General features: G+C 51.9%; 14 protein-coding genes. All 14 read left to right on the forward strand.

Annotated elements, in window-relative coordinates:
• Positions 1 to 103 precede the first annotated feature (103 nt).
• The 14 genes from BM299_RS05495 to rpsB all read left to right on the forward strand — a co-directional run bounded on the left by BM299_RS05495 (position 104) and on the right by rpsB (position 16,091).
• Positions 104 to 1,834, forward strand: coding sequence for a [Fe-Fe] hydrogenase large subunit C-terminal domain-containing protein (locus tag BM299_RS05495; RefSeq protein ID WP_092482562.1), 1,731 nt, complete (start codon positions 104 to 106; stop codon positions 1,832 to 1,834).
• A 23-nt stretch (positions 1,835 to 1,857) separates the two neighbouring features.
• The gene (locus BM299_RS05500) at positions 1,858 to 2,997 is read left to right on the forward strand and encodes a SpoIIE family protein phosphatase (RefSeq protein WP_092482469.1); all 1,140 of its coding nucleotides are present in this window, start codon (positions 1,858 to 1,860) and stop codon (positions 2,995 to 2,997) included.
• Between the two features lie 25 nt (positions 2,998 to 3,022).
• Positions 3,023 to 3,532 (forward strand): NADH-quinone oxidoreductase subunit NuoE family protein, encoded by a 510-nt coding sequence (locus BM299_RS05505; protein WP_092482470.1) that lies wholly within the window; start codon positions 3,023 to 3,025, stop codon positions 3,530 to 3,532.
• Between the two features lie 190 nt (positions 3,533 to 3,722).
• Positions 3,723 to 4,559: a non-homologous end joining protein Ku gene (gene ku, locus BM299_RS05510; RefSeq protein ID WP_092482471.1), complete on the forward strand. Its 837-nt coding sequence runs from the start codon at positions 3,723 to 3,725 to the stop codon at positions 4,557 to 4,559.
• Between the two features lie 3 nt (positions 4,560 to 4,562).
• Entirely contained in the window at positions 4,563 to 5,555 is a 993-nt protein-coding gene (gene ligD, locus BM299_RS05515; protein WP_245779661.1) for a non-homologous end-joining DNA ligase, read from the forward strand.
• Between the two features lie 46 nt (positions 5,556 to 5,601).
• On the forward strand, positions 5,602 to 6,552 hold the full coding sequence (gene ligD / locus BM299_RS05520) for a non-homologous end-joining DNA ligase (RefSeq protein ID WP_342741314.1): 951 nt from the start codon (positions 5,602 to 5,604) through the stop codon (positions 6,550 to 6,552).
• 113 nt (positions 6,553 to 6,665) lie between these two features.
• Complete coding sequence (dprA, locus tag BM299_RS05525) at positions 6,666 to 7,763, forward strand: DNA-processing protein DprA (protein ID WP_342741315.1); 1,098 nt, start codon at positions 6,666 to 6,668, stop codon at positions 7,761 to 7,763.
• An 82-nt stretch (positions 7,764 to 7,845) separates the two neighbouring features.
• Entirely contained in the window at positions 7,846 to 9,984 is a 2,139-nt protein-coding gene (gene topA / locus BM299_RS05530) for a type I DNA topoisomerase (RefSeq protein ID WP_092482473.1), read from the forward strand.
• 33 nt (positions 9,985 to 10,017) lie between these two features.
• On the forward strand, positions 10,018 to 11,328 hold the full coding sequence (gene trmFO, locus BM299_RS05535) for a methylenetetrahydrofolate--tRNA-(uracil(54)-C(5))-methyltransferase (FADH(2)-oxidizing) TrmFO (RefSeq protein WP_092482474.1): 1,311 nt from the start codon (positions 10,018 to 10,020) through the stop codon (positions 11,326 to 11,328).
• 18 nt (positions 11,329 to 11,346) lie between these two features.
• Positions 11,347 to 12,255, forward strand: a complete 909-nt coding sequence (gene xerC, locus BM299_RS05540) for a tyrosine recombinase XerC (RefSeq protein WP_092482475.1) — start codon at positions 11,347 to 11,349, stop codon at positions 12,253 to 12,255.
• Between the two features lie 28 nt (positions 12,256 to 12,283).
• A complete protein-coding gene (hslV, locus tag BM299_RS05545) occupies positions 12,284 to 12,814 on the forward strand; it encodes an ATP-dependent protease subunit HslV (protein ID WP_092482476.1) in 531 nt (176 codons plus the stop codon).
• Between the two features lie 20 nt (positions 12,815 to 12,834).
• On the forward strand, positions 12,835 to 14,235 hold the full coding sequence (hslU, locus tag BM299_RS05550) for an ATP-dependent protease ATPase subunit HslU (protein ID WP_092482565.1): 1,401 nt from the start codon (positions 12,835 to 12,837) through the stop codon (positions 14,233 to 14,235).
• 160 nt (positions 14,236 to 14,395) lie between these two features.
• Entirely contained in the window at positions 14,396 to 15,178 is a 783-nt protein-coding gene (codY, locus tag BM299_RS05555) for a GTP-sensing pleiotropic transcriptional regulator CodY (protein WP_092482477.1), read from the forward strand.
• Positions 15,179 to 15,392: 214 nt separating this feature from the next.
• Positions 15,393 to 16,091, forward strand: a complete 699-nt coding sequence (gene rpsB, locus BM299_RS05560; protein WP_092482566.1) for a 30S ribosomal protein S2 — start codon at positions 15,393 to 15,395, stop codon at positions 16,089 to 16,091.
• Positions 16,092 to 16,199: the final 108 nt, after the last annotated feature.

Here is a 16,199-nt window from a genome sequence, read left to right on the forward strand (position 1 = left end):
GACATTTTGTCGAATTCGAAAAACATATTTATTCTTTGAAAACAAACAAAAGGGCCAAAGTTTAATAAGCATCTAATTGCGGGCAGGGAAAAGGGGTATGGTTATGGGTTTGATTACCACCAATGAAGCCAGGTGCCGGGACTGTTACCGCTGCTTGCGGGCATGCCCCGTCAAGGCCATACGCATTCGTACCGGCGATGGTGCAGACAATCTGTATGCCCAGGTGATGGCGGAATTGTGCGTGCAGGATGCCCGCTGTGTGCTGGCCTGCCCGCAAAAGGCCAAAAAGGTGGCTTCGGACCTGAAGCAGGTAAAGCAGCAATTAAAACAAGGCGTACCCATGGCCGCCGGGGTGGCCCCGTCCTTTGTGGCGGGGCTGCCCCTGCATAAGCCGGGGCAAATGCCCGCCCTGCTCCGGCGTCTCGGGTTCAGCAGGGTGCAAGAAACAGCCCTGGGCGCGGAACTGGTAGCGATGGCGCACCGGCGGATGGGTTTATCCGAACCGGTGATCAGCAGCGCCTGCCCGGTAGTGGTCAATTTAATTGAGCGACATTACCCGGAGCTGTTGCCTTTGTTGGCGCCGGTGGTTTCGCCGATGGTTGCCCACGGTCGCTATATGAAAAAAATGTACCCGGGCCACCGGACGGTTTTTATCGGCCCGTGTGCGGCCAAAAAGGAAGAGGCCCGGACATCCGGAATAGAAGATGCCGTTGATTTTGTACTCGGGTTTGACGAATTCTGGGAATGGGTGCAGGATGAAGGCCTGGACTGTGACGGACTTGCCGAGACGGCATTTGATGGTCCCCGGCCCGGGCCGGCCCGGCTTTTCCCCATCGAGGGGGGATTGTTCAAGACCATATATGCCGGCGGGTCGGCGAAAAAAGAGCATATTACCGTTACCGGCCTGCAAAACTGCATTGACTTTTTAAAACACCTTTCCCGGGATAAAGCTTCCGTCCCGGGGTTGATGGAACTTCTGGCCTGTCGGGGCGGGTGCATAGACGGCCCATTGGCTTTATGCCGGGAGGACGACATTTTTGCACGCCGTCGCCGGGTTATCAACTATTATAAAGAAACGGCCCGGCAGGCAGAAGATACCGGTAACGTCAATGTTGAGGAATTGCCTGTTGCTCTCATGCAGCGGCAGTTTACCAGCCGTCAAATCACGATGCCCATACCCGATGATGACGCCATCAAACATATTCTGGCCCGCACCGGCAAATACCGGCCCGAGGATGAGCTGAACTGCGGAGCCTGCGGTTATGAAACCTGCCGGGACAAAGCCGTGGCAGTTTACCGGGGTAACGCAGAAGTGCAAATGTGCATTCCCTACATGCGTAAACGGGCGGAGTCCATGTCCAACCAGGTGCTGACCGCCATGCCCAACGCCGTGATTATCGTCAACGGCAATTTGGTGGTCAAGGAAGTCAATCCGGCGGCTGAGCGCATGTTCAAATGTGCGGCCGGGGAAATTACCGGCAAAAAGCTGGACCAATTTATGAACCCCGCCAATTTTATAAAGGTCATGGAGAGCGGGGAGATGTTGAACAGCATCAACACGTATCCTGAAATGGATATGATAACCAGGGAAATTATTTTTCCGCTGGAAAACGGCCGTGTTATTGTGGGTATCCTGGTGGATATTACGGCGGAAAAAAGACAGCGCGAGCAGTTTGAACTAGTCAAGGGGCAGACCATAGCCCGGGCACAGGAAGTAATCACCAAACAAATGCAGGTAGCTCAGGAAATTGCCGGCCTGCTGGGGGAAACCACCGCGGAGACCAAGGTTTTATTAAGCAAGTTAATTGAATTAATGCGGCAGGAGCCTTTTTAGAGGAAAGGAGACCCGCGAAAAATATGGAATATTGCGTGGACATCGGCCTGGCGCAGTTGAATAAAGAGGGTGAAGAACTGTGCGGCGACAGCGTGGAGGTCGTTAGCACCGCCAGCGACCATATCGTGGTGGTTGCGGACGGCCTCGGCAGCGGGGTAAAAGCCAATATCCTTTCCCGCCTGACCATTAAAACAGCCGGTACCATGCTAAAAATGGGTGGTCGGATTGATGATGTGATGGAAACCCTGGCACATACGCTGCCCATTTGTAAAGTGCGTAAACTTGCTTATAGCACCTTCACCATTTTACAGGTTAAAAGGGACGGGCAGGCCTACCTTTTAGAATATGAAAACCCGCCGTCTTTTTGGGGCAACCGGCATAATTTGCACAGTTTGCACACAACGGAGAGAGTTATTGGTGATAAAACTATCAGGGAAAGTTATTTATCCCTGCAGGAAAATGACTGGTTGGTCATCATTACTGACGGCGTGTTGTATGCCGGTACCGGAAAGACCTGGAACATGGGGTGGGGCCGGGACCGCGTGGGCGAATACCTGGCCCGGTCCTATGCGCCGGATAAGAGCGCTGCCCAGTGGTCGGCCGAAATCGTCAGGTTATGCAACAATATTTACGGCGGCAAGCCGGGAGACGATGCCAGCGTGGCGGTGGTCAAAGTGCGCAGGCCGCGGCTTGTGACGGTGTTGATCGGGCCTCCCCGCAACAAGGCCGATGACGCCCTGGTGGTAGATAAATTAATGCGGGCGGACGGCATTAAAATAGTATGCGGCGGCACCACAGGCAACATGGTGGGCCGCGTTTTGGGCAGGAATGTGCGTGTGGATCTGTCGTCCCGCACGGAAAGGATTCCGCCCGTGGGCATAATTCCCGGCATTGACCTGGTCACCGAGGGCGCTATTACACTGGTGGACGCCCTGGAACATTTAAAAGAGCAAGGCGAACTTGCCGGAAGAGATGGGGCGAGCCGGCTGGCCGCCGCGTTGCTGGCTGCCGATAGCGTGCACTTTATTGTTGGCATGGCGGCCAATCAGGCCCAGCACGGGGAGGGCATGCCCAGCATTTATATATACAAGCAGTATATAATCCGTGATTTGATTCGGCTGTTGAAGGAATCCGGGAAACATGTGACTGAGGAATACTACTAGAGAACCGTACTGGGGAGAGGTAAAAATGAATGAAAAACACTACCAGTGCAATTGCAGTCTGGCAGGGGCAAAAAAATTAGATGAGCAAGCTGTAGATAAGATACTGCAAAAACACCGGGGCAAGCCCGACGCTTTGTTACAAGTGCTTTTGGAGATGCATTCATTGATTGATTATATCCCCGAGAACATTGTTTTTCAGATAGCCGAAGGACTGGACATTCCCCCGGCGGATGTTTTCGGCATGCTTACTTATTATCCGTCCTTTAAAACCGCGCCCCCGGGGAAGTATAAGATTTCCGTATGCCTGGGCACCAATTGTTACTTGCGGGGCTCTTCCCGAATACTGGAGCGTCTGTGCCAGGTACTGAACATAGAGCCGGGCGATACCACCCCGGACGGCAAGTTTTCCCTGGAAGCGGTTCGTTGCCTGGGGGCTTGCGCCCTGAGCCCGGTGATCATGATTAATGAAGTGGTATATCCTCAGGTGGAACCCCAAAAGATTCCGGACATATTGATTAGTTGTGAAAAACCATAAATGACTGTCTTTGGTGTTAGAGGCATAATTTACCCCGCGTCCGCGGGGTTATTTTTTTAGACACGTAAGAATAATAAAATTTGAACATTATTGTCGTTTCCCCGGGCCGGTTGCTCTCGGCTATGTTTTCAATATTTACGCGCCGGTGGAGCATATCCTACGCGCTTTGCTGTAAAGGACGGTGAAATCTATGCGGGCCATGTGGAAAGGCGCCGTCACGTTTGGCCTGATTTACGTTCCCGTAAAAATGTATGCCGCCACGGAAAAAAAGGATGTCAGGTTCAACTACCTGCATGATAAATGCAATACTCCCATTCGTTATACCCGTTACTGTCCCTATTGTGACGAGGAAGTTAAGAATGAGGAAATAATACGCGGCTATGAATATGAAAAGGGCAAATATATCACCATCACGGAGGATGACCTGGACAGTATAGCCGGGGAAAAGAATCGCAGCGTGGACATTATTGATTTTGTTGATATGCAGCAAATCGACCCGGTTTATTATGACCGCTCCTATTATCTGGCCCCGGGGGAAGGCGGCAACAAGGTTTATGAACTGCTGCGGCGGGCCATGCAGGAGACCGGCCGGGCAGCCGTCGCCCTCATTACCATCAGGAGCAGGGAGTCTCTGGCGATTATCCGGCCCACCGGCAAGGCGCTGATCATGGAAACCATGTTTTACGCCGATGAAGTGCGCGCGGTGGATAAAATCGATGAAATCGGCGGTGAGGTGAAGCTGCACGACAACGAACTGAAGATGGCGGTAAACCTGGTGAACAACCTGTCCACTGATTTTGACCCGGCCAAGTACACCAGTGCTTACCGGGAAAAACTGCACGAAATGATCCGGGCCAAAATTGCCGGTGAAGCCGTGGTGGAGAAGCCGGCCGCACCGGCCGCCGAAAACGTGGTTGATCTCATGTCGGCGCTTAAGGCCAGCATTGAAATGACCCAGGAACAGCGGGGGAAAAAGCAGCGCGCCAGCAAGGCCAAAACACGTAAACGGAAAGTGGCCGAAAAGTAGCCGGTGCAAGAACAGCGGTTTCATGCCCCTCCCCTGTGGAAGCCCATGCTGGCGGTCCCGGCTGATCCCTTTGACCACCCGGATTACTTTTTTGAGGTGAAGTGGGACGGCTACCGGTGCCTGGCCTATATTGAACAGCAAAGCATAAAACTGATCTCCAGAAACGCCAAAAACATTACCGCCGCTTTCCCCGACCTGGAAGATTTGTACAGACGCGCCGCCAAGGCGCCCGCCGTGCTGGACGGGGAAATAATCGTGCTGCAACAGGGCAAGCCATCCTTTGACGCCCTGCAATCCCGGGCCGGGCTGGAGGACAAGGACCGCGTCAGGCGGGCGGCGCTTAGCCTGCCGGCCATATATATGGCTTTTGATATTTTATATTGTGCAGGCCGGCCGCTGCTGGACCGACCCCTGTATGAGCGCCGCGCCAGGTTGCAGGAAGTGGTCCGCGCCGGACACAACTTTTTAATTTCTGAACAGGTGCAGGAGCACGGGGTGCTATTTTACCGGGCGTGCGTAGAAAAAGGTCTTGAAGGCGCCATGGCCAAAAAAATGGACAGCAAATACCGGCCTGGTGCCCGGTCCGCTTTATGGAAGAAAATACGCCATACCCGGGAGGCGGACCTGGTTATCTGCGGCTACAGGGCAGGCCGGGGAAAAAGGCTCCTGGGTTCGCTGGTGCTGGCTGCCTGGGACGGGGCGAGGTATGTATACCAGGGTATGGTGGGTAGCGGTCTGAGCCGGGATGAGGAGCAAGAGCTGCTGCAAAAGTTGGCCGCCTGGCGGATTGACAGACCCTTGCTGGAAAATGACGCGTTGCCCGGCGCCATTACCTGGGTGCTGCCGCGGCTGGTTTGCCGGGTGGAATATTTGACCATCACCAGGGATGGTATTTTGCGACATCCGGTATATCAAGGGCTGCGGGCGGATAAGGCGCCTGAGGAGTGTGCGCCGGCAAAGATGCAAAATACTGCGGAAAAATTTAAGGATGAATAAATTTTTGATAACCTTGTAGATTAACCGGCAAAGCGAGGTGTCTCCCTTGAACGCATCAGACAAGGAAATGGTCGAGATTGCAGGGCGTGTGTTAACCCTGACCAATCTGGATAAGACTTTTTGGCCGGAGCAGCAACTGACCAAGTCCCATTTAATAAAATATTATCTGGACATAGCCCCTGTTTTATTGCCATATATTAACAATAGGCCGCTGGTGATGAAAAGGTATCCGGACGGCATTACCGGTGAATATTTTTATCAGAAGGAATGTCCCGCCTATGCACCGGACTGGGTGGCAACCCACCCGGTAAAACACAGCCGCAAGGTAACCAATTATATTGTATGTAACGATGCCGCCACCCTGGTCTGGCTGGCGGGGCAGGGCTGCCTGGAAATCCACGCTTGGCTCAGCCGGGTGGAGGACATTGACTACCCCGATCTGGCTGTCTTTGATCTGGACCCGGCCGAGGGGGTTGATTTTAATGAAGTGCTGCAGGTGGCGCTGCTGGTGCGTGAGGTGCTGCAGGCCTATGGCATCAAGGGCTTTCCCAAAACTTCGGGGGCCAGCGGATTGCATATTTTTATTCCGCTGGAAACAAAGTATACATTTCCAGAGGTTACTGCAGCCATGAAATTTCTGGCGGAAATAATCGTGAGAGCTTACCCCCGGGGGGTAACTACTGAACGAAGCATTTCCAAACGCCGGGGTAAAGTATATCTTGATTATTTGCAAAATGGCCGGGGTAAAACCATGGCCTTTCCCTATAGTCTGAGGCCGCTGCCCGGTGCGCCCGCATCAGCCCCTTTAACCTGGGGTGAGGTGGCGGAAAGACGATTTTCCCCTGCGGACTTTAATATGCGAAATATTCTCGCCAGGGTAAAAAATGTTGGTGATTTATATGCCGGTCTCTTTAATGAAAAAAACAGTCTAAACCGGGTTATTCGGAACCAATCTGTCGTCAAAGACCGGGTAACAGTCCGGCCCGGTGGGCCATAAAATAATTAAAACACAATTGAAATTTTTGGGAACAAGCAGGAAAAGACATTTTTTTCTTGAACATGAGCATAAATAATGAGAAAATATGCCGGTAAACAAGACCCGGGTTGGTGATGATATTGAAAAGCGAGGTTTACTGGCTTGCATGGCATCTGATTTTGGCCGGGCAGGCCCGCAAGTTCTGGGTAATAATGGATCATTTCGGCACGCCGGAAGAGGCGTGGCGTGCGCCGGACAAAGAATTTAATTTCCTGGCCGGCCAGCGTTCCTTTAATTTAGGCGAATTGTTAGCCAGGCGCAGGCATACAGATTTATCAAAAGTGGCTAACTATTTAAAGGATGGAGAAATAATCACGTTATTATTTAATGATTCCGGCTACCCCGAACCATTGAAAAACATCTATGACCCGCCGCCGGTTTTATTTCTCAGGGGCAAGGCTGCTTGCTTGCAAGGCAATGCTGTGGCTATAGTTGGCTCCAGGCGCGCTACCCCTTACGGTTTGAGTGTAGCGGAAAGGCTGGGTTATGACCTGGCCGGCGCCGGCATCAACGTGATCAGCGGCATGGCCCGTGGGATAGATACCGCCGCCCACCGTGGGGCCTTGGACGCCGGCGGTAAAACCATGGCCGTGCTGGGTTGCGGCGTTGATGTTATTTACCCCAGGGAAAACGGTAGGATTATGCGCAGCATTATGCAGCAGGGTGCGGTGGTGAGCGAATTTCCGCCGGGTTCACCACCGGAACCCTGGCATTTCCCGGTGCGCAACCGCATTATCAGCGGGCTCAGCAAGGTGGTGGTGGTAGTGGAGGCGGCGGAACGCAGCGGCGCTTTGATAACAGCCCATGTGGCGTTGGAACAGGGGCGGGATGTCATGGCGGTTCCGGGCAACATTACCGGCAAGTTGAGTAAAGGACCCAACAATTTAATCAAGCAGGGGGCGGCCCCGGTGCTTGACGCTGCGGACATCCTGGAAGAAATGGGCGTAGGCGTATTGTTTGCGCCTCAATCCACTGACCCCGCCGGAGGTTTAAAATTAGGTGATGATGAAAAACTATTGCTCAAGTTGTTGGATTACGACCCCGTTTCATTGGAGGCGATGGTGCAGCGGTCCGGTTTACCCGCCGGGCAGGTAATGTCGGCCTTGATGTTCTTGGAGATGAAGGGGCTCGTAAGGCAAATGCCCGGCCGGCTGTACGCCCGGGCTCGGTAATAGCCGACCCACATGCTGCGGGGGCGCAGCACCTGTAATTTTGTTTAACCGACTTCGTTACCTTAAACTGAGGTGAACTATAGTGGCGAAAACTCTGGTAATTGTAGAGTCACCGGCTAAAGCTAAAAGTCTTGGAAAATTTCTCGGTAAAAAGTATGCCGTCAAGGCTTCCATGGGGCATATCAGGGATTTGCCCAAGAGCCAGTTTGGCGTTGCTGTGGAAGAAGGGTTCAAACCCAAGTATATTACCATCAGGGGCAAAGGAGATATCATCAAGGAATTAAAGGCGGCCACCAAAAAGGCGGACAGGGTGCTGCTGGCTTCCGACCCCGACCGGGAAGGGGAGGCCATTGCCTGGCACCTGGCCAATATCCTGGATATCAATGAAGATACCCCTTGTCGCATCGAATTCAACGAAATTACCAAGCAGGCAGTCCAGCAAGCCGTCAAGCACCCGCGCCGCGTGGACTTGCGCAAGGTCGACGCCCAGCAGGCCAGGCGGATTCTGGACAGGTTGGTGGGCTATAATTTAAGTCCGTTATTGTGGCGCAAAGTTAAAAAAGGTCTCAGTGCCGGGCGGGTGCAATCGGTGGCCATGCGGCTGATTTGCGACCGGGAGGAAGAGATTCAGGCTTTTGTGCCCGAGGAATACTGGTCCATACTGGCCAAACTGGTTAAAGGCAAAGGCAACTTTGAGGCCAAACTGCATAAAATAGCCGGTAAAAAAGCTCATGTCCCGGATGAAGCCCAGGCCAAGCAAATATTAAATGATTTGGCTGGAGAAACTTTTGAGGTCGCCGGTGTTACCAGGCGTGAAAAGAAAAGGCAGCCCTCGGCGCCTTTTACCACCAGCAGCATGCAGCAGGAAGCCTACCGCAAATTGAATTTTACGGCCCGCAAGACCATGATGGTAGCTCAGCAGCTTTACGAAGGTCTGGATCTGGGCAAGGAAGGCCCGGTGGGTCTGGTTACTTATATCCGCACGGATTCAACCCGGATTGCGGAAACCGCGGAAAAAGAGGCGGCGGAGTTTATCAGAGAACGCTTTGGGGCCGATTATGTTTCGGCGGAAAAACGCCGGGTGGCGCCCAAAGGGCGGGCCCAGGACGCCCATGAGGCCATCAGGCCCACGTCTGTAGGCCGGGAACCGGACAGCATCAAGAATTTCTTGACCCGGGACCAATACCGGTTATACAAGTTAATCTGGGAAAGATTCGTAGCCAGCCAGATGAGTCCGGCAGTTATCGATACCACCAGCGTAGATATCAAGGCTGGTAAATATATTTTCCGGGCTACAGGCTCAATTATTAAATTCCCAGGCTTTATGCAAGTTTACATTGAGGGGCGCGACGACGAAGAAGAGAATAACGATGCCAAAACATTACCCGAATTAAATAAGGGTGACGTTTTGAAGCTACGTTCCATAGTACCCAAGCAGCACTTCACGCAGCCGCCGCCGCGGTATACCGACGCCACCCTGATCAAGACGCTGGAAGAAAAAGGGGTTGGGCGGCCCAGTACCTACGCGCCCATTGTGGACACCATCCTCAAACGGGGCTATGTAGTCAGGGAGAATAAAAACTTTTACCCCACGGAACTGGGTTTTGTAGTAGTTGATTTGCTGAAAAGGTATTTTCCCAACATCATTGATGTGGAGTTTACAGCGGACATGGAACAGAAGCTGGACAGTATTGAAGAAGGGGATATCAACTGGGTGGAAATTTTGGAAGATTTCTATAACCCCTTTCGCCAACTGCTTTCCGTGGCCGAGCAGGAAATTGAGCGGGTCAAGGTGGAGGATGAAGTTACCGATGAAGTTTGTGAGCACTGCGGCCGAAACCTGGTAACTAAAATGGGCAAGTACGGTAAGTTTTTGGCCTGCCCCGGGTTTCCGGAATGTAGAAACACCCGGCCGCTGCTGGAACCTACCGGCGTACCCTGCCCCGAGTGCGACGGGGAACTGGTTCTGCGGCGCAGCAAAAAGGGCAGAAAATTTTACGGCTGCAGCAATTACCCGGATTGTGAATTTGTGGTTTGGGATAAGCCCACCAAACAGAAGTGTCCCCAATGTGACAGCATGATGGTACTAAAAGAAAACAAGAGTGGCAAGGTTTACCGCTGCAGCAACAAGAATTGCGGCGGTAAGATCACCGCGTCGGATCACGTGGAAGAAAACGACAGGACCGCTGACGGTGAAAGCAGCACCCTGGGTGCTTATTAACCATTGACTGCCTTTTGTACAGGGGTGGAGATATTGACTGAACATACACTGACCATCATAGGCGCGGGGCTGGCCGGTTCCGAGGCGGCCTGGCAGGCGGCCCGCAGAGGGGTGTCGGTGCGGCTTTATGAAATGCGACCGGAAAAAAGCACTCCCGCCCACCAAACGAGCTTTTTTGCCGAACTGGTTTGTAGCAATTCATTGCGGGCCAGGGCTCTGGAAAACGCTGTAGGGCTTTTGAAGGAAGAGATGCGCAGGCTGAATTCCATCATCATGCGCTGCGCGGATGAATACAGCGTACCGGCCGGCGGCGCGCTGGCCGTGGACCGGGAAGGGTTTGCCGGAGCCGTTACCGATCTCCTGGAGCGCCATCCATTGATTGAAGTGTGCCGGCGTGAATATACTGATATAGGCGATGGTTTTATTATAATAGCCTCGGGGCCGTTGACTTCGGACCGGTTGGCAGAAAAAATAAAGGAATTTACCGGCCGGGAATATATGTATTTTTACGATGCCGTGGCTCCGATAGTAACCCTGGAATCCATTAATATGCAAAAAGTTTTTTGGTCTTCCCGCTACGGTAAGGGTGAGGACGATTATTTAAATTGCCCCATGAATGAGGTGGAATATGAAGCTTTCTGGCAGGCCCTGACCGGGGCCGAGCGGGCGCCGCGCAAAAAATTTGAGCAAGAGAAGAATTTTGAGGGGTGCATGCCCATAGAAATACTGGCCCGCCGGGGGCGGGACACCATGCGTTTCGGGCCGTTAAAGCCGGTGGGCTTGATTGACCCGCGTACGGGTAAAAGACCTTACGCCGTGGTGCAATTGCGCCGGGATAACGCCGCCGGCACGCTGTTTAACATGGTGGGTTTTCAAACGCACCTGAAATGGAGCGAGCAGAAGCGGGTTTTCCAAATGATTCCTGGTTTGGAGCGGGCTGAATTTGTGCGTTACGGGGTTATGCACCGGAATACATATATTAACTCCCCGGTTCTTTTACGACCTACATACCAGTGCAAAATCAGTCAGAATCTTTTCTTCGCCGGTCAAATAACCGGGGTGGAAGGTTATGTGGAATCCGCCGCCTCGGGCTTGGTGGCGGGCATAAACGCCGCATTGCTGGTACAGGGGCACGAGCCCAAAGTGCCGCCGCCGGAAACCGCCCATGGCGCCCTGGCCCATTACATCACTGCGGCGGATCCCCGCAATTTCCAGCCCATGAACGTGACCTTCGGGCTGTTTCCGCCGCTGCCGGAAAAAATACGGGACAAAAAAAGGCGGAATGCCATGTACGCTCAGAGGGCCCTGGAAAAACTGGACCGGTGGCAGATGTCCCTGGTCTAACAGAATACGAGGTAGTTTATGTACGGTTACATTGACAGTTTCATTGTTTATTTACAAACAGAAAAAAATGCATCCCAACATACTATAAAGAATTATAGCAATGATTTATTTGACGGCCTTGCTTATTTTGCCCGGGAACTGGGCAAGCAAGACTTTGCCTTGCATCCCGTTGAAGCAAACGCCGCTCTTTTTAGAAGCTATCTGGCCTTTCTCAGGCAACGGAAAAAATCAGGCGCCACCATATCCAGGCGCATGTCCGCCTGGCGGTCTTTTTACCGGTTTTTATGCCGGGAAGGGGTGGTGGAGGTCAATCCCCTTTTAAGAGTCGGCATTCCGAAACGGGACAGGAAATTACCCCGTTTTTTAACGCTGCAGGAAATGGAGGCCGTAATCAAGCATCCCGACCGGAAAAAAATTCTGGGCGCCCGGGACCGGGCCGTGCTGGAAACGCTGTACGGCGCCGGTATCCGGGTTAGCGAACTGGTGGGGCTGGATATCACAGATGTCGACCTGAACCGGGCATTGATAAAGGTTACGGCCAAAGGAAACCGGGAGCGTATTCTGCCCCTGGGTGATTACGCTGTTGAGGCGCTGCGTTTTTATATGCACCGAATTAGACCGCAGTTAATGGAAAAGAAACCGGGGCGCATCGACGCCCTGTTCCTCAATAACCGGGGCGGGCGTCTAACAGACCGGGGCGTGCGCTGGCTGGTAAAGCGGTATACCAAAATGTTGGGCTTAAACGCGCAAACGTGTCCGCATACATTCCGCCATTCATACGCCACGCATATGCTGGACAACGGGGCGGACCTGCGGGCGGTGCAGGAACTGCTGGGCCACGCGCGGCTGTCCACCACTCAGATATACACGCACTTGAGCAAGGAACGGGTGAAGCGGGTTTACGACAAATCCCACCCGCGGGCTTGATCGGATTTTGGCAAAGGAGAATAAGATTATGTTTCACGCAACTACCATCGTTGCCGTAAAAAAAGGCAAAGAAGTGGCCATGGCCGGGGACGGCCAGGTCACCTTCGGGCAGAACACCGTGCTAAAACACAACGCCCGCAAATTGCGGCACCTGCACGGAGGGGCCGTACTGGCCGGGTTTGCCGGTTCAGTGGCCGACGCCATCACCCTGTTTGAAAAATTTGAGGGCAAGCTGGATGCCTATCAGGGCAACATGAAACGGGCGGCGGTTGAACTGGCCAAGGAGTGGCGGACCGACAAATTTTTACGCCGCCTGGAAGCCCTGCTGGTAGTGGCTGATAAAGAGTGCTTGCTGGTGGTCAGCGGCAGCGGGGAAGTAATTGAACCGGACGACGGCGTAACCGCCATAGGTTCAGGAGGGCCTTACGCTCTGGCGGCAGCCCGGGCAATGCTCAAACATACGCCTCTAAGCGCCGGCGAAATAGCCAGAGAAGCCTTGGCCATAGCTGCCGACATTTGTGTTTATACTAATAACCAGATTACCGTGGAAACATTATGAAATCGCCGGAGGTGGATCGGGTGAGTTCCCTAACGCCAAAACAAATCGTGGCTGAATTGGATAAATATGTTGTGGGTCAGGCCCAGGCCAAAAAAGCGGTGGCCGTTGCCCTGCGCAACCGGTACCGGAGAAGCAAACTACCCGAAGATTTGCGGGACGAGGTAATGCCGAAAAATATTTTGATGATCGGGCCTACCGGCGTGGGTAAAACGGAAATTGCCCGGCGCCTGGCCAGGCTGGTGAACGCCCCCTTTATCAAGGTGGAAGCCACTAAATTCACCGAGGTTGGTTACGTGGGGCGTGATGTGGAGTCCATGGTGCGTGACCTGGTGGAAACCTCCATTAGGATGGTGCGCCAGGAAAAAATTACACGGGTGGAAGAAAAAGCCAAAACAATGGCTGAAGAACGTATTATAGAATTACTAGCGCCCATGCCCAAAGAAGATAAGGCGGCGCGTAACCCGCTGGAAATGCTTTTCGGCGCCAACCGTCAGGCGGACCAGGCGGATAATACGCAATACCAGCAAATGGCCAGCCGGGTTAAATTTGAACGGGAGACGTTGCGGGAAAAAATGGCCCGGGGAGAACTGGAGAAAGAGTACGTGGAAATAGAAGTGGAAGACAATAAACCCCCGGTCATGGAGGTTTTTACCGGTTCCGGCGTCGAGGAGATGGGTATAAATATCAGCGATATGCTGGGTAATATTTTGCCCAAGAAAAAACATCTACGCCGGGTTACCGTCGGCGAAGCGCGTAAAATTTTAACCCAACAGGAAGCCCAAAAGTTGATTGATATGGATGAAGTCACGGCCACCGCGGTGCAACGGGCGGAAAATGACGGCATTATCTTTTTGGATGAAATAGATAAAATCGCGGTGCGGGAAGGCGGCTCCGGACCTGATGTTTCCCGGGGCGGGGTGCAAAGAGACATCCTGCCTGTTGTTGAAGGGTCCACCGTGATGACTAAATACGGGCCGGTCAAGACGGATCACATATTGTTTATTGCCGCCGGAGCTTTCCACATGTCCAAACCTTCAGACCTGATACCAGAGCTGCAGGGGCGTTTTCCCATCAGGGTCGAACTGGCCAGTCTAAACCGGGAAGATTTTTTGCAAATATTAACGGAACCGAAAAATTCTTTAATCAGACAATACGTCGAATTATTACGTACAGAGGGGCTTAAGGTCAAATTTTCACAAAACTCACTTGAGAAAATTGCCGAAATAGCGTATACTGTTAATGAGCAAACAGAAAACATCGGGGCCAGAAGACTGCATACCATTATGGAGAAACTTTTGGAGGATATTTCTTTTGAAGCCAGCGATTTAAGCGGCGCTTCATATGAAATTGATGAACATTACGTGGCGGAAAAGCTTGATGGAGTAGTTAAAAACCAGGATTTGAGCAGGTATATCTTATAAAGTTTTTATCAGTATATGTGTTAATTTATCAATATTTTCAATATAAAGCTATAAATTGGTTGTTGATTTAATTAAAAATATTATGTAAATATATATTTATTAAAGTTGTTCTACATTTATTAATTTTGATGGAACTAGTATAAGAAAGAGGCGATGTAGCATGCGTAATTTGCTGGAAAAGGTGCGTTCAATTAACAAGGTGCTGCAAAAATCCGCTGGCTACCCGGTTGATTTTAAAGAAATAGCCGCCATTTTAAGTGAAAATATTGAATGCAGCGTATACATCTTGGACCGCCGGGGAAAGGTATTGGGATATAGCTACTTGAGGGGCTTTGTCTGTGAAATTATGGAAGGCATAGTGGAGTCGCCGGCCGGTTTCCCCGAAGAATATAACGAAAACCTGCTGCGGATCAATGAGACCCACGCCAATATATGTCAAACTGCTAAGGATTGCGCTTTCCATCACGAAAAGCGTTGCAAATTTAACAAAATTACTACTGTTGTGCCTATAGTGGGTGCGGGGACCAGGTTGGGTACCCTGGTGCTGGCCAAATTTGATAATAATTTTATGAACGAAGACTTGATTTTGGCCGAGTTGGGCGCCACCGTGGTGGGCATGGAAATACTGCGGGCGCGTCAAGACCGGATGGAAGAAGAAGCCCGTAAGCGGGCCGCTGTGCAAATCGCCCTGGGTACTCTGTCTTATTCGGAATTGGATGCGGTGCATCACATATTCAAGCAGCTTGACGGCGATGAAGGTCTGTTGGTGGCAAGCAAAATTGCCGACCGGGTGGGTATCACCAGGTCCGTCATTGTTAACGCTCTGCGTAAATTTGAAAGCGCCGGGGTTATCGAGTCCAAATCCCTGGGCATGAAAGGCACCTTCATTAAAGTTTTGAACGACCGGTTACTGGAAGAATTGGAACGTCTCAGACAGCATTAAAAACAAAACCGGCCCCAAGCAGCCACAGTTAAAAGTGGCTGCTTTTTTGTGAGGTATATTTTATTTATCCTTGCCACTGGTTAAACTTTATGTTAGAATACTTGCTGGTGCGAAATACACACGTTGCCGGATTTCAGCAGGTGGTTCCCCTGTGGGGGTCCTGCGGAATGATGATGGTGGCGGAGGGAAAAAACCGAGGGAGGAGGTGGAACCAGTGGCGGTTATTTCCATGAAGCAATTACTGGAGGCGGGTGTCCATTTCGGTCACCAGACCCGGAGATGGAATCCGAAAATGGCTCCTTACATTTTTACCGATCGTAACGGCATTTACATTATCGATCTGCAAAAAACCGTCAAAAAGGTGGAAGAAGCCTATAATTTCGTGAAGTCCGTTGTCCAGGAAGGCGGTTCCGTCCTGTTCGTGGGCACCAAGAAGCAGGCGCAGGAATCAGTCCGCGAAGAATGTGAACGGTGCGGTATGTTCTATGTCAATCAGCGTTGGCTGGGGGGAATGTTGACCAACTTCCAGACTATCCGCAAACGCATTGACAGGCTGCATGAACTGGAAAGAATGGAACAGGACGGCACCATGGCAATGTTACCCAAAAAGGAAGTTGCCGAACTGCTGCATGAAAAGGAAAGGCTGAATAAGTTCCTGGGCGGCATTAAGGATATGCGCCGGTTGCCGCAGGCAATGTTTGTCATTGACCCGCGCAAAGAAAGGATCGCCGTAGCCGAGGGGCGCAAGTTGGGCATCCCTATTATCGCGATTGTCGATACCAACTGCGATCCCGATGAAGTGGATTACGTGATCCCGGGCAATGATGACGCCATTAGAGCGGTCAGGCTGTTGACCAGTAAGATGGCTGATGCTGTGTTGGAAGGCAAACAGGGAGAACAAGTTGCCGAATAAAATGCCGGTGGGGGATTAACCTGAATATGGGTAACCCCTGCCTTTTTTCTATGTTTTTGGATATATTAAAAACGGTTATAATATTAAATTACCAGGGAAAAATGAGGA

Origin of the sequence: Desulfoscipio geothermicus DSM 3669, assembly GCF_900115975.1 — a bacterium.
GTDB classification, from domain to species: Bacteria; Bacillota; Desulfotomaculia; order Desulfotomaculales; family Desulfallaceae; genus Desulfoscipio; species Desulfoscipio geothermicus.